The organism is Streptomyces sp. NPDC096132 (assembly GCF_044763345.1).
GTDB lineage: Bacteria > Actinomycetota > Actinomycetes > Streptomycetales > Streptomycetaceae > Streptomyces.
The window spans coordinates 160,112-176,111 of sequence record NZ_JBIWGA010000020.1 but is presented as its reverse complement, the minus strand read 5'-3'; the positions used below and the strand labels follow the sequence as shown (position 1 = coordinate 176,111).

General features: G+C 69.4%; 22 protein-coding genes and 3 pseudogenes. 16 read left to right on the top strand and 9 right to left on the bottom strand.

What is annotated here, in order from left to right; translation table 11 throughout:
• Nucleotides 1–146 precede the first annotated feature (146 nt).
• Nucleotides 147–1,016, top strand: a complete 870-nt coding sequence (locus ACIRF9_RS37335) for a transposase (RefSeq protein WP_403831646.1) — start codon at nt 147–149, stop codon at nt 1,014–1,016.
• Nucleotides 1,017–1,058: 42 nt separating this feature from the next.
• Nucleotides 1,059–1,490 carry a hypothetical protein gene (locus ACIRF9_RS37330; protein ID WP_403831643.1) on the top strand — a complete coding sequence of 144 codons (432 nt, stop codon included), beginning with the start codon at nt 1,059–1,061 and terminating at the stop codon, nt 1,488–1,490.
• Between the two features lie 39 nt (nt 1,491–1,529).
• Here the strand turns inward: ACIRF9_RS37330 and ACIRF9_RS37325 are convergent, their stop codons facing one another.
• The 3 genes and pseudogenes from ACIRF9_RS37325 to ACIRF9_RS37315 all read right to left on the bottom strand — a co-directional run bounded on the left by ACIRF9_RS37325 (nt 1,530) and on the right by ACIRF9_RS37315 (nt 2,471).
• Entirely contained in the window at nt 1,530–1,679 is a 150-nt protein-coding gene (locus ACIRF9_RS37325; protein ID WP_403831671.1) for a hypothetical protein, read from the bottom strand.
• Nucleotides 1,680–1,787: 108 nt separating this feature from the next.
• Nucleotides 1,788–1,877 (bottom strand): annotated as a pseudogene (locus ACIRF9_RS37320) (transcriptional regulator); the annotation flags it as partial.
• Nucleotides 1,878–2,096: 219 nt separating this feature from the next.
• Nucleotides 2,097–2,471: a hypothetical protein gene (locus ACIRF9_RS37315; protein WP_403831640.1), complete on the bottom strand. Its 375-nt coding sequence runs from the start codon at nt 2,469–2,471 to the stop codon at nt 2,097–2,099.
• Between the two features lie 633 nt (nt 2,472–3,104).
• Here ACIRF9_RS37315 and ACIRF9_RS37310 point away from each other — a divergent pair.
• The 10 genes from ACIRF9_RS37310 (at nt 3,105) to ACIRF9_RS37265 (ending at nt 9,863) form a co-directional block, all read left to right on the top strand.
• The gene (locus ACIRF9_RS37310) at nt 3,105–4,067 is read left to right on the top strand and encodes a hypothetical protein (protein ID WP_403831637.1); all 963 of its coding nucleotides are present in this window, start codon (nt 3,105–3,107) and stop codon (nt 4,065–4,067) included.
• The gene (locus ACIRF9_RS37305) at nt 4,061–4,228 is read left to right on the top strand and encodes a hypothetical protein (protein WP_403831634.1); all 168 of its coding nucleotides are present in this window, start codon (nt 4,061–4,063) and stop codon (nt 4,226–4,228) included. The genes ACIRF9_RS37310 and ACIRF9_RS37305 overlap by 7 nt, the downstream gene beginning before the upstream one ends.
• Nucleotides 4,229–4,908: 680 nt before the next feature.
• Entirely contained in the window at nt 4,909–5,328 is a 420-nt protein-coding gene (locus ACIRF9_RS37300; RefSeq protein WP_403831632.1) for a hypothetical protein, read from the top strand.
• Nucleotides 5,304–5,768: a hypothetical protein gene (locus ACIRF9_RS37295; RefSeq protein WP_403831629.1), complete on the top strand. Its 465-nt coding sequence runs from the start codon at nt 5,304–5,306 to the stop codon at nt 5,766–5,768. The genes ACIRF9_RS37300 and ACIRF9_RS37295 overlap by 25 nt, the downstream gene beginning before the upstream one ends.
• A 117-nt stretch (nt 5,769–5,885) precedes the next feature.
• A complete protein-coding gene (locus ACIRF9_RS37290; protein ID WP_403831625.1) occupies nt 5,886–6,245 on the top strand; it encodes a zinc ribbon domain-containing protein YjdM in 360 nt (119 codons plus the stop codon).
• A 229-nt stretch (nt 6,246–6,474) separates the two neighbouring features.
• Nucleotides 6,475–6,816 (top strand): ArsR/SmtB family transcription factor, encoded by a 342-nt coding sequence (locus tag ACIRF9_RS37285; RefSeq protein WP_403831621.1) that lies wholly within the window; start codon nt 6,475–6,477, stop codon nt 6,814–6,816.
• Nucleotides 6,813–8,567, top strand: coding sequence for a SulP family inorganic anion transporter (locus ACIRF9_RS37280; RefSeq protein WP_403831618.1), 1,755 nt, complete (start codon nt 6,813–6,815; stop codon nt 8,565–8,567). The genes ACIRF9_RS37285 and ACIRF9_RS37280 overlap by 4 nt, the downstream gene beginning before the upstream one ends.
• Nucleotides 8,564–8,971 carry a pyridoxamine 5'-phosphate oxidase family protein gene (locus ACIRF9_RS37275; RefSeq protein ID WP_403831615.1) on the top strand — a complete coding sequence of 136 codons (408 nt, stop codon included), beginning with the start codon at nt 8,564–8,566 and terminating at the stop codon, nt 8,969–8,971. The genes ACIRF9_RS37280 and ACIRF9_RS37275 overlap by 4 nt, the downstream gene beginning before the upstream one ends.
• The gene (locus ACIRF9_RS37270) at nt 8,971–9,396 is read left to right on the top strand and encodes an ATP-binding protein (RefSeq protein WP_403831613.1); all 426 of its coding nucleotides are present in this window, start codon (nt 8,971–8,973) and stop codon (nt 9,394–9,396) included. The genes ACIRF9_RS37275 and ACIRF9_RS37270 overlap by 1 nt, the downstream gene beginning before the upstream one ends.
• 53 nt (nt 9,397–9,449) lie before the next feature.
• The gene (locus ACIRF9_RS37265) at nt 9,450–9,863 is read left to right on the top strand and encodes an anti-sigma factor antagonist (RefSeq protein ID WP_403831610.1); all 414 of its coding nucleotides are present in this window, start codon (nt 9,450–9,452) and stop codon (nt 9,861–9,863) included.
• A 642-nt stretch (nt 9,864–10,505) separates the two neighbouring features.
• Here the strand turns inward: ACIRF9_RS37265 and ACIRF9_RS37260 are convergent.
• Nucleotides 10,506–10,658, bottom strand: a pseudogene (locus ACIRF9_RS37260) (IS256 family transposase); the annotation flags it as partial.
• A 77-nt stretch (nt 10,659–10,735) separates the two neighbouring features.
• Between ACIRF9_RS37260 and ACIRF9_RS37255 the strand changes: the two are divergent.
• Nucleotides 10,736–10,900, top strand: a complete 165-nt coding sequence (locus ACIRF9_RS37255; protein WP_403831608.1) for a hypothetical protein — start codon at nt 10,736–10,738, stop codon at nt 10,898–10,900.
• A 7-nt stretch (nt 10,901–10,907) separates the two neighbouring features.
• Here ACIRF9_RS37255 and ACIRF9_RS37250 read toward each other — a convergent pair whose 3' ends face one another.
• Nucleotides 10,908–11,417 (bottom strand): tetratricopeptide repeat protein, encoded by a 510-nt coding sequence (locus ACIRF9_RS37250; protein WP_403831606.1) that lies wholly within the window; start codon nt 11,415–11,417, stop codon nt 10,908–10,910.
• Nucleotides 11,418–11,465: 48 nt separating this feature from the next.
• Here ACIRF9_RS37250 and ACIRF9_RS37245 point away from each other — a divergent pair.
• Nucleotides 11,466–11,664 (top strand): annotated as a pseudogene (locus tag ACIRF9_RS37245) (transposase); the annotation flags it as partial.
• Here the strand turns inward: ACIRF9_RS37245 and ACIRF9_RS37240 are convergent.
• On the bottom strand, nt 11,653–11,946 hold the full coding sequence (locus ACIRF9_RS37240) for a hypothetical protein (RefSeq protein ID WP_403831668.1): 294 nt from the start codon (nt 11,944–11,946) through the stop codon (nt 11,653–11,655). The pseudogene ACIRF9_RS37245 and the gene ACIRF9_RS37240 overlap by 12 nt on opposite strands.
• A 280-nt stretch (nt 11,947–12,226) precedes the next feature.
• Complete coding sequence (gene sigJ, locus ACIRF9_RS37235; protein ID WP_403831603.1) at nt 12,227–13,177, bottom strand: RNA polymerase sigma factor SigJ; 951 nt, start codon at nt 13,175–13,177, stop codon at nt 12,227–12,229.
• Between the two features lie 152 nt (nt 13,178–13,329).
• Here sigJ and ACIRF9_RS37230 point away from each other — a divergent pair, with 152 nt between their 5' ends.
• Both ACIRF9_RS37230 and ACIRF9_RS37225 read left to right on the top strand, forming a co-directional pair.
• Entirely contained in the window at nt 13,330–14,466 is a 1,137-nt protein-coding gene (locus tag ACIRF9_RS37230) for an LUD domain-containing protein (protein ID WP_403831601.1), read from the top strand.
• An 82-nt stretch (nt 14,467–14,548) separates the two neighbouring features.
• Nucleotides 14,549–14,821 carry a hypothetical protein gene (locus tag ACIRF9_RS37225; protein WP_403831598.1) on the top strand — a complete coding sequence of 91 codons (273 nt, stop codon included), beginning with the start codon at nt 14,549–14,551 and terminating at the stop codon, nt 14,819–14,821.
• A gap of 10 nt (nt 14,822–14,831) precedes the next feature.
• Here the strand turns inward: ACIRF9_RS37225 and ACIRF9_RS37220 are convergent, their stop codons facing one another.
• Both ACIRF9_RS37220 and ACIRF9_RS37215 read right to left on the bottom strand, forming a co-directional pair.
• The gene (locus ACIRF9_RS37220; RefSeq protein WP_403831596.1) at nt 14,832–15,626 is read right to left on the bottom strand and encodes a 2-phosphosulfolactate phosphatase; all 795 of its coding nucleotides are present in this window, start codon (nt 15,624–15,626) and stop codon (nt 14,832–14,834) included.
• Nucleotides 15,627–15,659: 33 nt separating this feature from the next.
• Nucleotides 15,660–15,845, bottom strand: a complete 186-nt coding sequence (locus ACIRF9_RS37215; protein ID WP_403831594.1) for a hypothetical protein — start codon at nt 15,843–15,845, stop codon at nt 15,660–15,662.
• Between the last annotated feature and the right edge of the window lie 155 nt (nt 15,846–16,000).

Below are 16,000 nucleotides of genomic sequence, written 5' to 3'. Positions count from 1 at the left end.
AGGACCCACCTTCCGAGCTCCAGGCCCTGATCGACGCGGTCACCACCGGACACGGCATTGACCTCTACAGCCGGATTTAACGAACTACCGGTAACGCCCTGGAAGTCGCGGATCGCTGGCACCTGCTGCAGAACCTGTCCGCCGCGGTGGAGAAGACCTGCCACCAGCACCGCGACTGCCTGCGCAAACGTGCCGAGGAGGAGACGGTGACCGAGGTGCCGGAGGCGGTCCCGATGCTGTTACCGCCCGCGGAACTGCCCCCCACCCAGATCATCGAGCGCACCCGCCACCGCTACGAGGACATCCACCGCCTGCTGGAGAAGCGCTGGACGATCAGCGCCATTGGCCGCCGCCTGAACCTCGACCGCAAGACAGTCCGCCGCTTCCGTGACACCGACCTCGACGAACTACTCCTCTCCGCCCGCGAACGCCGCCCCAACGGCGTCCTGGAGCCCTTCAAGGCATACCTGAACACCCGCTTCACCGAGGCCCAAGGCCAGGTCAGCGGCACCCGATTGTTCCTGGAGATCCAGGCTCGCGGCTACCGCGGCAGCCGCCAGGTAGTCCGCAAACACCTCGCCGCCCTGCGCGCGGGCACTGCCGAACCGGTGCTGGCCGACATCCCGAGCCCTCGAAAGATCACCTCCTGGATCATGCGGCCCCGCGAGACGCTCACCGAAAGCCAGAACGAGCGCCTCCTTCAGGTCCGGCTCAACTGCCCGGACATCACCCGAGCCTGCGACCTCGCCCGCGCTTTCGCCGACCTGCTCCGCCACCAGCGCGGATACCTCCTGCTGGAGTGGATCCGGCAGGCCGAACAGGACGCGCCGAAGCCGATGAAGGGCTTCGCCAGCTTCCTCCGCCAAGACCTCGATGCCGTCACCGCCGGACTCACCCTGCCGTGGAGTTCCGGGGTGGTCGAAGGCCATGTGAACCGGGTGAAAACTCTCAAGAGAGCAATGTATGGCCGGGCCTCCTTCGATCTGCTCCGGACCCGCATCCTCACCCAGCCATGAGCAGCACACTGGCCGTCCCGACAGGACCTCTACGCTTCTCACGTGCGCTATCTGACGGAGTCCTTCGCCCTTGGCGCCCTGAGGCGTGGCCGACCGGTCGAGCAGTTCCTCGGCCCTGCTGGCTCACCCGAGCGTCCCGGCATCCGCTACATCGAGGTCAGGCCGACCAGGATCCACTACGAGATCTACCTGCACACCCTGGAAGACGTCGGTCATGAGACCTTCGTGGACGTAGTCGAGTTCCCTCCTCTTTACACCGACGATGAGGAAGAGGAGTTCGGCCGGCTTGTCGCGACTCGCGATGACCCGCTCGGCGCCCTCGCAGCCGCCGAAGCCCTCACCGGAGCGGGACGCGGAAGGTGGGTCAACGCTGGCGTGGTCCAGGACGAGTATCTCGACTATGTGGTGGCCGGACGGCCGGCAAACAGTGCACCAGATGGATACCCCTGGGCTGTCCCGCCGTCCAAACGTTGACGATCAACGGGATCACGGAACTGCGGCCAGAGCCGGTTTTCAACCAGCGTCATCAAGGCCGACCCGGGCCTGCTGCACCCACGCCGGCAGCGCCTCGGCCACCTCATTCACTCCGACTTCGTGCTCCGGATCACGGCACAGCCCCAGCTCGCGCAGCACCACCGAACCCAGCCTGCTGACCGGCCGCATCACGGCTTCCTTGGAGTCAGGAGCACCGGGCGGCACCGCCCGAGGCGAAGGTCGGCTGGAGTTCCGCCGACTGTGGTATGGCGCCCAAATCGCCGTGGTGGGGACCCATTCGGTCAGGATTCGGCGAGCCGTGCGCACGAGCTTGGCCACATTGCCGCGGGCCAGGGCATAGCCGGCGGTAGAGCCTTCCCTGAGGGATGTCGAGGGGGACCTGGGGGGCGAGGCGCTTGCTCCCTGCGGCACTTGACGGGCTGTGTTCGGGCACGGTGGCACCGGACGTGACACCTCAGGTGGTGTTCGCGGACCGATCCTTGTGCATCCGGCCCCGCACACCCATGGCATTGACTTGATCTGGATGTGTTCAGTTGAAGAAATCTTCAAGTCGTGGGCATGCGGGGCCATGGAGCACGCGGGTTTCTACACGTCCAGCTGGGTCTCGATGCGCTTGAGCTGGTGGCGGGCCATGGCGAGGTTCGATTTCTTCCTGTCGAGCACGAGGTAGAGGAACAAGCCGTTGCCGCCACGGCCTGAAAGCGGCCGGAGGAGGTGGTACTGGCTGCTGAGTGTGATCAGCACGTCCTCGATCTCGCCCTTGAGCCCGAGGTGTTCCATGGTGCGGGTCTTGGCGCGGATCACGTCCGTGTTGCCCGCCGCCGCGACCGCCAGGTCGAGGTCCTTGCCGCCCCCCAGCGTGCCCAGCGCCATACCGCTGGTGTAGTCGACCAGAGCAGTTCCCAACGCGCCCTCGATCGACGTCATGATCTCCTTCAGGGAAATCTCCACATCGCTCATTCCAGGACTTCCTCCTTTTCGCTGCGCGGCTCGGGCATCGCCCTCCCGCTGGTGCCTCCGGACCCTACGTAGGGCCCACGGTCGGCAGCCCTGTTGTTCCGGTAATGGCTGAGGGAACCTCAGAAAAGTCGGATGATGTGATACCGGTGATCGCTGCTGTTCGGCGTGTGGCTGGGATTTCACGGAGGGGCGGGACGGGCGGCATGGGCCATCACTGCTGCTGTGACGGCCGTCTCCAGTGCCCAGCGCGGTCCCACCCATGCCTCCATGTGCCCGCCGTTGAGCATCCACTGAACGGACCGGGCGAGGGTGTCACCAGTGTCCGGTTGTGTCTGCCGGGGACGCGACATACGGCTCAGGGGTTTCGTCGCATGCGGCGGCCGCCCGGCTGACTGGTGGGTTGGTTGAACCAGGACGCGCGCTGAGTGGCGTCCACAGCGCCAACTTCGCCCGAACAGGCCCGACCGGAAGACCTAACAGAGTCCTAATAGGCACCAGTGGCGGATTGCAGCTGGGGCGGCCCCCAAGGCCGCCCCAGGTCATTGACCCAGGATGACCCAAGATCGCGCCTTAGTGGACGGTTCGTGAGTTGATGTCCGTTTCGAAGTGATGCTTGGGAAGGGGTGCCGGCTATTGCTTCCGGGCGAAGTTGCCGGTGTCGGCTTCGGTGAGGATGCCGAGTTTGACCAGGCGCTTCAGCTTGGCCCGGGTGCCTTCGACGTGCTTCGGCAGCGGTTCACGGCCGAGGAGCCGGCAGACGTCCTTGGCTCGCAGGGGGCCGGTCGTCTCGTTGAAGGCGGCGAGGATGCGCGGGTGGTCCGGGTGGTCGGGCAGCTCGGGCGGGGATGTGGGGAGCCGGTCAGCGAGGCCGGTGACGGTCTCGCGGGTGATCGCGAGGAGTCGAGGTGCGTCTCGGCCTCCCGCAGCCGGGTCTGCAGGAGCGACGTTGCGGCGCTGATCTCGGCCTTCGCGGCCGTGGTCGGTTTGCTGCTCGGCTTCTTCGGTCTGCCGACTGTGATCGACTCGCCCACGGCACGGACAGTGACGGCCACCGCGACGGCAACGGTCACGGTGACCGCGCCCGCCCCGATCCCGTCCGGTTCCGACGGCGAAGCCTCGGCGACCCCCTCGAGCCTGGCACCCCTTCCCCCGGGCACGGTGCCGCTGACCGGCCTTTCTCCCGTGCGTGGCAGCGGCTCGTTCAACCTCCAGTCAGTGACTATGGGGTCGAAGCCGTATGAACAGGCCATGGCGTTCAACCCCTGTGACGCGGGTCCACTCGAGTACAGCATCAATGAGAGATACCAGTCACTCACTTTGACCATCGGATTGGACGACAACAGCACAGCCAAACTGATCACTGTGACGATCGAGGGCGACGACCATGTGCTGAAGACCGTGAGCACAGAGATCAACCGCCCGCAGGACGTGACCGTGGATATGACAGGTGTCGTCAAACTCGAAATCGACTTCACGACCAACGATGACTGCCTGCTGCGCAACAACATCCTGCTCGCACTGAGGATGTCGTCCGGCCCGACACCGACGTCCTGGTCATCGGGGGCGCCACTGCGGTCGGAAGGACGCTCGTGCTGACCGCCCGTGAAGGGCACCGCGACGGCGTAACCGCAATGACCCCCGTGCAGATCACCGGCCACATCGCCGCACGCCGCCGCTGGCAGAAGTGGCTGGCATTCGCGCTCACCGCCGCAACCTTGTTGTTCTGCGCGTTCGGGATGCTTCTGCTGTCCCGGTAACGTTCTGGATCCGCTTCCGACAGGGGCACCGTAGACGCGTTGCCAGTCTGCGCTGCCGTAGGGGAGGGCTTGGTGGTGCCGGGCGCCAGCCTCGGGCGGGATGGTGATCGACTGCTGGACGCAGGTCTTGGCCGGTCCGGCCGGGCTCGGCTCTGGGCCGGCAAGGGGCAGGCGGGAGTCTCGGCCGAGGCTGGAGGCCTTCAGCGGGCACTGGATGCGTCCAGCGGCGGCTGGGCACGGCATGGGCTGGTGGCCTTCGTGTTCGCGGTGCTCTTTGGAGACGAGCTGCAACGAAATCCGGGCGGCGATCCGGCGAACCCATGTCTCTTGGTCGATGCCCTTGCTGTGGAGGTCGCTGGTGGTGCCCAGGCTTGATGGGAGGGCGGGGCAGTACCAGGTGTGCCCTCGGAGCCGGGTTCCGGCGGTGTCGGCTTGGACGTCGAGCCGACCTCCGGCGGTAGTCGAAGACGGGCGGGTAGCCGACGGCGCGGGCGGGGAGCTGGAAGTCCTCGGGGCTGGTGTTGTAGTGGGCGAGGAATCCGGCCTCATGCCCCCTCGCACCGTAAAACCCTTTGCACTCTAGCCACTTCGGCCATGCCCTTCGCTCTCCTCGCCGATAGGATCCGGGCAGGCGGCGTCGGCCCGCACCGGCCGGGAGACAGCATCAGGGGGAGCGCACCGTGAGCGTCCACATCGTCGGCATCCACGGAATCTGGCAGGGCAACACCAACAAGGTCGAACTCTCGGCCGACTGGTCCGCGGCGCTGACCAAGGGGCTGCGCACCCATCACGGCTCGGACTGCCCCGTCCCGCCCCTCGATGTCGCCTACTACGGCGACCTGTTTCGCTCCCCGAGTCGGCATCTCGGCGCCGACGACGACGCCGTCCTCGTCAAGGACACCGACCCCTACACCACCGACGAGCAAGCCTTCGTCGTGGACACCCTCTCCTTCTACGCGCCGCCCGGCACCGACGACGACCGGTTCCCGCGCGAAACCCTCGGCCCGGGCCTTCCCTACACCCCGCAGCCGATCGCCCGGCGGCTCGCCGCCCTCGACCGCACGATGCACCGGCCATGGGCCGCCTGCTGCTGCGTCTGATCCGTCAGGTCTACCGCTACCTGCACCACGACATCGGCGACCGCATCCGTACCGAGGTCCGTGCTGTCCTCCACCGCCCCGGACCGCGCCTGGTCATCGCCCACTCGCTGGGCAGCGTCATCGCCTTCGACATGCTCACCCGCCCCGACATCGGACCGGGCCCGGACGGCCTGACCACGCTGGTCACCTGCGGGTCCCCGCTCGCCTGGCCCACCGTCCGCCGTTCCCTCGGCCGCGATGTCCTGGACCTGCCGGGCGGCGTCGACTGGGTCAACCTCCACGCCGCGGGCGACATCGTGGCCGTCACCGGCCTTGCCGGCATCGCCCCCGCCGTCCGCGACGAACCGGTCTACAACGGGCGCGCGGAGCCTCATGCGGCCGGCCACTATCTCAGCCAGCACAAGCTGGCCGACCTCATCGTCAAAGGCGGCATTCCATAGAGGCCGTCGAAAGGGAGGCCGTCGAAACCTTCGGCGACCGGGACTGCCCCGTCAACAAGATCCTGTTCTCCCGGACCAGGTCGCGGCCCGGTCCGCCTGGCTGGATACGCTGACGGGATGCTTGAGAATCTTCCTCCCTGTCCGAAGTGCTCGTGCGAGTACACCTACGAGATGAACGCCCTGGTGGTGTGCCCGCAGTGCGGCCACGAATGGGTTCCGGCCGAGAACGGGGCCACGGCCGGGGACGCCGGCGCCGAGCGGGTCGTCAAGGACTCCGTGGGCAATGTGCTGCAGGACGGCGACAGTGTGGTCGTCGTCAAGGCCCTCAAGGTCAAGGGCAGCCCATCGGGCATCAAGGCCGGCACCAAGGTGCGCGGCATCAGACTGGTCGACGGCGTCGACGGCCACGACATCGACTGCAGGATCGACGGCTTCGGAGCGATGCAGCTCAAGTCCAGCGTGGTCAGGAAGGCCTGAGTCCACCCGGTGACGGGTGGCTAAATCCCTCACCTGGCCCGCGTCCGTTCCCCGTCGTCCGGCTCGCCGCCCCTTGCCGGAAGTCATCACTCCGGGGTGCAGTCGGCTGCTGAATTGCAAAGTTTTGCAATTCGTTAGATGCTGTGTTGGATGTATCCGCAGGCTGCCGCAGGCGCAGCCTTCCGTTCCTGCCCCCAGTGAGGGGTGTCGCCGGGGAAGACGAGGGGCCGTGTCCGTTCCGCTGTACCAGGCCAAGGCCGAGTTCTTCCGCATGCTGGGGCACCCGGTACGGATACGGGTGCTGGAGCTGTTGAGGGACGGCCCGATGCCGGTACGTGACCTGCTCGCGGCGATCGAGGTCGAGCCCCCCAGCCTGTCGCAGCAGCTGGCGCTCCTGCGCCGCTCTGGCATCGTCACGTCCCGGCGGGAGGGCTCGAGCGTGGTCTATGCCCTCGCGAGCAAAGACGTCGCCGACCTGATGCAGGCCGCTCGCCGGATCCTGACCGAGATGCTCACCTGGCAGAACGAGCTGCTGGCCGAGCTGCGGGAAACCGAGGTCGCCGCGTCATGAGGACGTCCTTCGGCCTGGGCCGGGCCGGGGTCCGGCTCACCGTGCTGCTGCCCGGCCGCAACGATCTGACGGAGATACGCCGGGATCCGCGCCGGGACCTGCTGGCCGGCCTGACGGTCGCGATCGTCGCGCTGCCGCTCGCCCTCGGTTTCGGCGTCTCCTCCGGGCTCGGCGCCGAGGCGGGGCTGGCGACCGCGGTGGTCGCCGGCGCGCTCGCGGCGGTGTTCGGCGGTTCGAATCTGCAGGTGTCCGGGCCGACCGGGGCGATGACGGTGGTGCTGATGCCGATCGTCGCCGAGCACGGCCCGGGCGGGGTGCTGACCGTCGGGCTGATGGCGGGCGTGATGCTCGTCGTGCTGGCGCTGCTGCGGGCCGGCAGGTACATGCAGTACGTGCCCGCGCCCGTCGTCGAGGGCTTCACGCTCGGCATCGCCTGCGTCATCGGCCTGCAGCAGATCCCGAACGCCCTGGGCGTGTCCAAGCCCGAGGGCGACCGCGTTCTCGTGGTGACGTGGCGCGCGCTGGAGGAGTTCGCGCAGCGCCCGAACTGGACCGCCGTCGCCTTCGCCCTGGCAGTGGCCGCGGTGATGCTGGCCGGCGCCCGCTGGCGGCCGACCGTCCCCTTCTCCATCCTCGCGGTGATCGCGGCGACCGTCGTGGCCCGGGCGGCCGACCTGGACGCGGCGAAGCCGATCGGTGACCTGCCGTCCGGCCTGCCGGCCCCCTCGCTCGCCTTCCTCGACCCGGGCGCGCTCGGCTCCCTGCTCGCCCCGGCGCTCGCCGTGGCGGCGCTGGCGGCCCTGGAGTCCCTGTTGTCGGCCTCGGTCGCCGACGGCATGACGGTCGGCCAGAAGCACGACCCCGACCGTGAGCTCTTCGGGCAGGGCCTGGCCAACATCGCCGCCCCGCTGTTCGGCGGTGTCCCGGCCACCGGAGCGATCGCCCGCACCGCGGTCAACGTCCGCACCGGCGCGAGCTCACGGCTCGCCTCCCTGACCCACGCCGCGGTCCTCGCGGTGATCGTCTTCGCCGCGGCACCCCTCGTCTCCAGAATTCCGCTGGCCGCGCTGGCGGGTGTGCTGCTGGCCACCGCGATCCGCATGGTCGAGGTGGGCTCGCTGAGGGCGATGGCCAAGGCCACCCGATCCGACGCGCTGATCCTCGTGCTCACCGCGGTCGCGACGCTCGTCCTCGACCTCGTGTACGCCGTGATCATCGGCCTGGCCGTGGCCGGCGCCCTGGCCCTGCGTGCCGTCGCCAAACAGGCCCGCTTCGACCGGGTGCCGCTCGACCCCGGCGACCACAGCGCCGAGGAGCATGCCCTGCTCGCCGAGCACATCGTGGCGTACCGTATCGACGGGCCGCTGTTCTTCGCCGCCGCGCACCGCTTCCTGCTGGAACTGACCGAGGTCGCGGACGTCCGGGTGGTGATCCTGCGCATGTCGCGCGTGTCGACGATGGACGCCACCGGCGCCCTTGTCCTGAAGGACGCGGTGGAGAAGCTGACCCGGCGCGGCATCCTCGTCCTCGCCTCCGGGATACGGCCCGGCCAGCGGCAGGTTCTGGACTCCGTGGGCGCGTTGGACCTCCTGCTGCATGAGGGCCGGGAGTACGCCACCACCCCGGAGGCGATCCGGGGTGCCCGCGATCACCTGGAGCTGGCCGGAGTCATGCCGGCCGGTGTCACCCCGCGGACGATGATCCCGAAAGCCAAGACGTCCCCCGAATCCCGTGAGGAGCCGGCCCGATGACGCTTCCCCCTGCGGCCCTGCGCATGGGCGAGGTCTCCGGCGCGGAGGCGCTGTGGCTGGTGGAGGGCAGCAGCCTGGGACGGCTGGTGTACACGCAGCGGGAGCAGACCGTCGTACGGCCCGCCCGGCATGTGTGGGAGTACGGGCGTCTGATCGTCCGGGCCCCCGTCCAAGTGGCCGTTGTACCCGAGGCGGTGACGTATCAGGTGGACGAGATCCGCGTCGTGACCGGCACCGGCTGGACGGTGACCCTGTCCGGCCCCGCCGAAGTGATCAGCGACCCGAACGAAGCCGCCCACTACCGGCGCACCCTGGCCGGCTGGAGCCACGGCCCGCACGACACCGTGCTGCGCATCCACCCCTACACGGTGACCGGCTTCCGCCTCGCCCGGGCGGAGAGCTGATGTCCGCCGGCCTCGAAGCGCTGCCCCGTCGGCATGTGCTCACTGTGCCCTGCGAGCCGCCCGCTGTCCGCCTCGCGCGAGAGACCGCGGAACAGGTGCTGGTCGAGTGGGGCATCGGCCTGCGCCACCCCTCGGTGGATCCGGCGCTGCTGGTCCTGAGCGAGCTGGTGACCAATGGCGTCCGGCACGCCGCCATGCTCTCTCCGCAGCTCACCGTGGTCTTCGCGGCGGGCCCGGGCTGCCTGGCCTTCGCCGTGCACGACCGCCACCCCTACCAGCCGGCGCTGTACGGGGCGGTCACCGATGCAGCGGGAGGCGGCCTGGGCACCGTCATGGAAATCGTCATGGGCCTCGGTGGCACCGCCGTCGTCCGCGGTGACGCCGACGGCCGGGGCAAGAGCATCTGGATCACCCTTCCCCTCTGACCGCGGCGCCCCCGCCACCCGCCACCCGACTCGCGCAAGGAAGTGCATCGCCCATGACCATCGACTGGCGCTACACCGTTCAGGACCGTCTCTGCGTCCTCTCGGTCGCCGGACACCTCGGCCCCGATGCCGTACACCGCTTCAGTGGAGCCATCGGCTGGGTCCTGGCCCGCGGTACCGGCCCGGTCGTCGTCGACCTCACCGGGCTGCGCGGCTGGTCGGCCGAGGGGCAGCTGGCCATCACCGACGCCGCCCACCGCCTCGCCGGGGCGGGCCGCAGCCTGCAGCTGGCCGCGATCCCCGCCGACGGCTCACTCGTCCCGGCCGGCGACTGCCCGCCCATCCCGGTTCACGCGGACCTGGCATCCGCGCTTGCCGCACACGGCAGTGCGCGGAAGACCGGTCAGGGCGAGGAGATCCAGGAGTGGCGTACCACGGGCTGGCCCGCACAGAACGCCGGCCACTGACCGCGGCCACGTCATCCGCAGGCAAAGGCCCGGTCGCCGTCCCGTACCGGTACAAGCGGGCAGGCCGCCTCCTGCGTGGCGATCGCGTTGTCCTCGGTGAGGCCCCAACACGGACACCCCTCTCCGCGGCGAGGCACACCACTGTGGTGAACGAAGCACATCGACTGCTGGACAGGGGATCCAAGCCGTTCATCGCGCTCTCCCCACCGGGCTGCCGTGCACGGATCAGCCGCGCGCCTTCTGAGCCGGCCGTTGGATGGAACGGAGGCCGAAGGAGAGCCTCAGCGTGCGGTCATGACCGCAGCCCGGGCAGTCGCCGTCCTCGCCGATGGCGGCCGGACGGCACTTCAGACGGCAGGGACGGACTTGCCAGGGGCACGTCACACGATCGGTTGAGATGCCCTGGTCGGGCGTGACCGTTGTGACGGTTCGGCGGTTCGGCCGGCGTGGGTAGTCGACCGTGGATCGTGACGATGAGTTGTGCGCGTTGACCGAGCCGTTACTGCCGCTGTGGCCGCAGTCAGTTGTCGGACCGGCCCTGCCTACAGGGCATCTTGTTCGTCCCCTGCAACGACATAACCTGGCAACTCCTGCCTCTAAAACTGGGTCCTCGCGAACGCGTCGATCGCCTTCTGGGGCGCGGTCTTCTGCGTAGGTCTCCTGCATCGCCTTCGTCGCGCCTGGCTGCGCCGACTTTGGTAGCATGCCGCGTCGGCGGCAGGCGCGCCGTAGGTCGGCCCACGACTCGGTGGACTCCCGCAGGCCCTCGGCGAGCGCGATCAGCTCCTTGGTGCCCGCCTTCGCGGACGATCTCGTCGGTCAGGCAGCCGGACCGGGTAGAGCCATCGTCGGTGACTACGCTGAGCACAGGCGTGGCTTCCCGACCCGCGCTGCGGACGCGGGCCTACTCGGAGAGCATCACCGCCTGCCGGCACGACAAACTCACCGCTCACTTGCGGGCGGCCGGTCTCGGCGCGATCGCCGACCTGGGGTTCGTGGACTCGACGATGCCGGTCCGGACGCCGACCCGGCTGTGATCACCGGCTACAAGGCCGCCCGCAACCGGCCGCTGACCCGTGACCGCAGCCCGGGCAGTCGCCGTCCTCGCCGATGGCGGCCGGACGGCACTGACTGGCCGAGCTCGGCCGCGAGCAGCCACAGGGGGTGGGCCCGCTCCAGATTCCCCGCCTGCTGGTAGAACGCCCCGAGGTTGTAGGCGGCTTCGGCGTTGCCTTCCATCGCAGGCCGACGGAAGAGCCTCTCGGCGAGGTCCGTATCGCCCTCCATCAGCCGGGCGAGGATTGCTTCTTTTGTCAGCGTCTCTTCCTCCGGCTCCTGCCTGGCTTCCCCGGCTCTCCGCTTGCTGCGTACGACGGCAAGGTAGCGGGTGGCCTCCCTGTCGCCCATGTCTGCCGCACGGGTCAGCCACTTCTCGGCCTCGGCCAGGTCGCCGCGGTGATAGGCGCGGACGCCCACCCCTCGCATGCCCTCCGGCTCGCCCTGTTCGGCCGCCTTGCGCCACCACTTCTCGGCCTCGACCATGTCGTCGCGCATCTCTGCCTCGGCAGCGAGGTTGGCCGTGGCCTTGGCTGCGCCCGCTTGGTGGAGTGCACGGTGCTGCGTGACCGCGACGGCAGTTGCGAGCCGTAGATCGTCAAGGAGAGGTGGCGGCGGCCGACCGGCGTCGACGAGATGGTCCTGCCGCTGTCCGCGCGGGGGCTGACACACGGTGACATCCCCGCCCAGCTTGGCCGAGGTCCATGGCCCAGGTGTGTCCAAGCAGACCATCTCACCCCTGACTCGCGGTCAGAAGCTGTCCGACAAAGCGCTGGCCGCGGTCCGCACCCCGGTCGAGCACCTTCGCCCACCCGAAGAACTGGAGGGTCCTGGGCAAGGTCCGCACCGACCCGACCTTGACGACCACTCTGGTCAGGGCCCTGCTGGTCCTGACGAACCGTGAAATCGCCCGCTGATCGAAGATCGTGGGAGCAGAGTCGTCGAGTCCTGAGACCCGCTGGTTCAGCGGAGTTGGCTTCGGGGTTCTCTTCGGCGGGCTGACCGCGGTGGGAACCGTTGCTGTCATCGGAAAAGCATGGGCTGCTTGTGACACCGGCATCAACGCAGCAGCCAACAGCTTGGGGCTGGTGTTTCTTGCGCCCTTTATATGGGTCGCCGCTGCGGTTCCGCAGGTGCTCCTACACCGCACCCTCGGGAAACGTCATCGCAGGACACGTTCCACCCTGGTGGCCGGACTTCATCCCCGCATGACTCCGGCGGAGCATGTGGACAACCTTGGCACCTCGCCCTTCGGCGAAGGCAGGGGATCGCTGAGGCCCCGGAGCGGCACACGCGGCGCGGGACGCTCAGGACAGTCGCCACGGCTGGAGTTTGTCCGGGTTGCGCACCGCCCAGATGCGCGTGATCCGGTCGTCCTCGGCAACCTCGAACGCGAACACCGTCTCGATCCGACCTCCCGACTCGATCACCAGGCCCGGCAGCCCGTTGACGGTGCGTTCGAGGATCGTCCGGCGCGGCGCGAGTCGGGCGATCGTGAGATAGAGGTGGGCGATCTGCTCCGCGCCCTCGATCGGCAGCAGGTGGGCGATGGCGCGGCCACCACCGTCGGAAATCGCGGTGGCGCCCGGGTCGAGCAGTCCGAGCAGGGCCTCGATGTCCTGGGCCTCCCAGGCCGCCCTGAATCGCCGGACGACGCTCGCCTGCCGGGCCGCGTCCGGGCTCGCCTGCGCCCGCGCGGCGATACGACGGCGGGCCGATGACGCCAGCTGACGGCACGCCGCCGGCCTGCGGCCGATGATCTCGGCCACCTCGGCGAACGGGTAGCGGAAGATGTCGTGCAGCACGAACGCGACGCGCTGAGCCGGGGTCATCGACTCGAACACGACCAGGAAGGCCATGGTCACCGACTCGTCGAGCGTGATCCGGTCGGCCGGATCCCCGCCGGCACCGCCCGCCGCCCCGGCGATCCACTCGGCCGGGTCGGGCAGCGGCTCCGGGACCCATTCCCCGACGTACGTCTCCCTTCGGCTGCGTGCCGAGCCGAGCAGGTTCAGACAGATACGGCTGGCAACCGTCGTCAGCCAGGCGCCCGGGGACTCGACGGCCGCCCGCTGCGCCTGGGACATCACGTACCAACGGGTGTAGGTCTCCTGGACGACGTCCTCCGCGTCGGCCAGGGACCCGAGCAGCCGATAGGCGAGATTGAGCAGATGCCGACGCTCGCTCATGATCGCACTCAGGCCCGGGTCGTGTTGCTCGTCCGCCTGCCGCTGTGCCTGTTCCCCAGGGGTGGTCATACGCTCTCCGGCTCCCTCGTCCTAGGTACCTCTCCATTACGACAGATCAGAGCGGCGGAGTGTGAGGTCGGCGGCGCGCCTCACATTCGGCGGGGCTGCGTTGTCGGACTGGTGAAGAGGAACACACCAGCAACAGAACAGGACCGCCGGACATGAACGACTTCCAGGAGACAGTCGACCGCGTTGAGATCGAGGCGTTGCGCGGCGAGTTCACCGACGCGGCGATGATGCGCGACCGCGCCCGCCTCGCCGCACTGTTCACCCCCGACGGCGTGCTGCGCATGCCCAACATCCCGGTCGAGCTCGTCGGGCGCGAGGAGATCCGGACCGAAGGCGAACGTCTGCAAGCCCAGTGGGACTTCTTCGTGCAGAACAGCCACCCGGGCACGATCCGTCTCGACGGCGACACGGCCACGGGCCGCACCTACATGCACGAGATCGCACGGGTGCTCGACGGCCGCTCAGGCCTGAACTTCGCCGTATACCACGACAGCTACCAGCGGACGCCGGAGGGGTGGAAGTTCGCCGAGCGCGTCTATGAGGTCAGGTACATCGACACGACCCCGCTGCGGGGTTCTTCGCCCGGCCCCGACGTTCAGGATCACGCGCCCAGTGAGGCAGGGGACGCCGCTCTGGCCTCGGAGGCCGGTGAGGCGGACGCGTCGGCTGCGGGTGCGGCCGACGACTTCGGCGCACCGAGGTCCGCCGAGCGGCTGGACCGGGCGGTCGCGGCGCTGCGAGCGAACGGCTTCACCGCCGAACTGCTCGACGACGCCTCGGCGGCTCGCGCCCGCATCGAGGAACTGATACCGCAGGGCGCGGGCGTGTTCACCGGGGCCAGCGAGACGCTTCGGCTCTCCGGCGTCGCGCAGGACATCGAGGAGAGCGACCGCTACCAGGCCATCCGGCCACGCCTGTTGAAGATGGACCGCGCCATCGAGTCCGACCGGATCCGCCGACTGGCGGCCGCTCCGGACGTCTTCGTCGCCAGCGTCGCGGCCGTGACCGAGACCGGCTCGCTCGTCATCGCCTCGGGCAGCGGCAGCCAGCTGCCCGCCGCCGCGGGAGGCGCCGCACAGGTGATCTGGATCGTGGGGGCGCAGAAGGTGGTGCCCGACCTGAGCACCGCGCTGCGCCGGGTCGAGGAGCACGCTCTCCCGCTGGAAAACGCCAGGGCTCAGGCGGTCTACGGGCAGCCGAGCGCGGTCAACCGTCTGCTCGTCCTCAACGCCGAGCCACAGCCCGGGCGCAGCACTGTTCTGCTGCTGCGTGAGGCCATCGGGTTCTGACAGGCCGCGTGGCGGTGAGGACGCCGCGGCGCGGACGGCGGACTGTGTCAAGGCGAGAATTCCGCCGGCCGCGCCGACGGGTGTGCTGCCGGTAACCGCGATCCGCATGGTCGAGGTCGGCTCCCTGCGGGCCATGGCCCGGGCCGCCCGCTCCGACCTGCTGATCCTCGTCCTCACCGCGGTCGCCACCCTCGCCCTGGATTTCGTCCACGCCGTGATCATCGGGCTGGCCGGCAGCCTGCCGCTGCGGACGGTGGCCAAGCAGGCCCGCCCGCATCAGTGCGTGTTTCCCGACCGGTCGGTGGAGTTTCTGGAGCGTACGACGGGCCGGCCGACGCAAGATGTCGACCGCTGACGTTGCCGGGTCATCCGCGGGCGAAGGCGCCGTCGCGGTCCCGTACGGGTACGAGTGCGCAGGCGTCCTCCTGCGTCGCGATGGCGATGTCCTCGGCGAAGCCCAGCTCTGTCAGCTCGCGGCCCGAGGCGCCGGCGGCGACCGCGTGGGCGAGGTCGGCCGTGCCGTCGTAGGCTGCCTTCGCGGCGGCGGCCTCGACGGAGAGCGGGCCCGCGCCCTGCGCGTGCAGGTCGCTGATGAGGGCTCCGGCGCCGAGGAGGTCCTCGACGGCGGGGCGCAGCCGGCCGTCGGGCCACTGCTCTCCGGCGGCGATGACGGCGACCGGGTGGTTGGGGGAGCCGTAGCCGCGCTCGGTGAGCCAGCTGCCGACGGCGGTGATGTTGCGCAGGCACGCGGCGACCAGCGGCACCCTGCGCGGGGTGGTGGCCGCGATGGACGCGCCGTTGGGGGAGGGCAGCACCAGACGGGCCACGAACGGAGCGGTGCGCAGGTGCGCGGGCGAGAGCGACCACGGGGTGTCGGGCGTGACGGCATGGCGTCCGGCGGCCAGACGGGCGCCCGACTGGCGGGCGTACGCCTCGGCGGCCATGGCCGCGCCGGCGTGTTCGGTGTCACCAGCGCCCGAGGGCGGCCACCAGAAGGGAAGGACACGGATGCCCTTCTCGGTGGCGACGCTCACCGCCGTGGTGAAGGACAGCACGTCGACGACGGCCAGGCACGCGGCCTGACCGGCGAGGCGGGCCGCACCCGAGGGGCCCCACTCGAAACGGATCCCGCTGCCGGACTGGGACTCCCAGCCGCTCATCGCACCCCTCCCCGTCGCCCTGCCGTGCGTGGATCAGTCGCGGTCGTTCTGCGCGGGCTGTCGCGTGGCGCCGCCGCCGAAGGAGAGCTTCAGCATGCGGGCGTGGCCGCAGCCCGGGCAGTTGCCATCCGGGCCGACGGCGGCCGGGCGGCACTTCAGGCGGCAGGCGGGGCACTTGTACCACGTGACGCCGATACCGCGGAGCGGAGTGATCCTCATGCAAACCTCCCTCACGTAACCTAGGTAATTGCTAATGTTAGCAATTCCTGAGTTCATCACTGCTGGAATCGGTGGCCCGGTGTCTCGGCGCGGATTCGGTGTGGCCGGCTCCGCGGGTGAGGATGGGCCGCATGTGTATGACAAGTGGGTGGATG

What these genes read in the sequence shown, in the direction of transcription:
- ACIRF9_RS37325 (WP_403831671.1), bottom strand. Translation starts at nt 1,679, where the DNA reads ATGCGGCCGGTCAGCAGGCTGGGTTCGGTGGTGCTGCGCGAGCTGGGG.
- ACIRF9_RS37315 (WP_403831640.1), bottom strand. Translation starts at nt 2,471, where the DNA reads ATGAGCGATGTGGAGATTTCCCTGAAGGAGATCATGACGTCGATCGAG.
- ACIRF9_RS37295 (WP_403831629.1), top strand. Translation starts at nt 5,304, where the DNA reads ATGGGCCGCCTGCTGCTGCGTCTGATCCGTCAGGTCTACCGCTACCTG.
- ACIRF9_RS37290 (WP_403831625.1), top strand. Translation starts at nt 5,886, where the DNA reads ATGCTTGAGAATCTTCCTCCCTGTCCGAAGTGCTCGTGCGAGTACACC.
- ACIRF9_RS37280 (WP_403831618.1), top strand. Translation starts at nt 6,813, where the DNA reads ATGAGGACGTCCTTCGGCCTGGGCCGGGCCGGGGTCCGGCTCACCGTG.
- ACIRF9_RS37275 (WP_403831615.1), top strand. Translation starts at nt 8,564, where the DNA reads ATGACGCTTCCCCCTGCGGCCCTGCGCATGGGCGAGGTCTCCGGCGCG.
- ACIRF9_RS37270 (WP_403831613.1), top strand. Translation starts at nt 8,971, where the DNA reads ATGTCCGCCGGCCTCGAAGCGCTGCCCCGTCGGCATGTGCTCACTGTG.
- ACIRF9_RS37265 (WP_403831610.1), top strand. Translation starts at nt 9,450, where the DNA reads ATGACCATCGACTGGCGCTACACCGTTCAGGACCGTCTCTGCGTCCTC.
- ACIRF9_RS37250 (WP_403831606.1), bottom strand. Translation starts at nt 11,417, where the DNA reads ATGCGCGACGACATGGTCGAGGCCGAGAAGTGGTGGCGCAAGGCGGCC.
- ACIRF9_RS37240 (WP_403831668.1), bottom strand. Translation starts at nt 11,946, where the DNA reads ATGACAGCAACGGTTCCCACCGCGGTCAGCCCGCCGAAGAGAACCCCG.
- sigJ (WP_403831603.1), bottom strand. Translation starts at nt 13,177, where the DNA reads ATGACCACCCCTGGGGAACAGGCACAGCGGCAGGCGGACGAGCAACAC.
- ACIRF9_RS37230 (WP_403831601.1), top strand. Translation starts at nt 13,330, where the DNA reads ATGAACGACTTCCAGGAGACAGTCGACCGCGTTGAGATCGAGGCGTTG.
- ACIRF9_RS37220 (WP_403831596.1), bottom strand. Translation starts at nt 15,626, where the DNA reads ATGAGCGGCTGGGAGTCCCAGTCCGGCAGCGGGATCCGTTTCGAGTGG.
- ACIRF9_RS37215 (WP_403831594.1), bottom strand. Translation starts at nt 15,845, where the DNA reads ATGAGGATCACTCCGCTCCGCGGTATCGGCGTCACGTGGTACAAGTGC.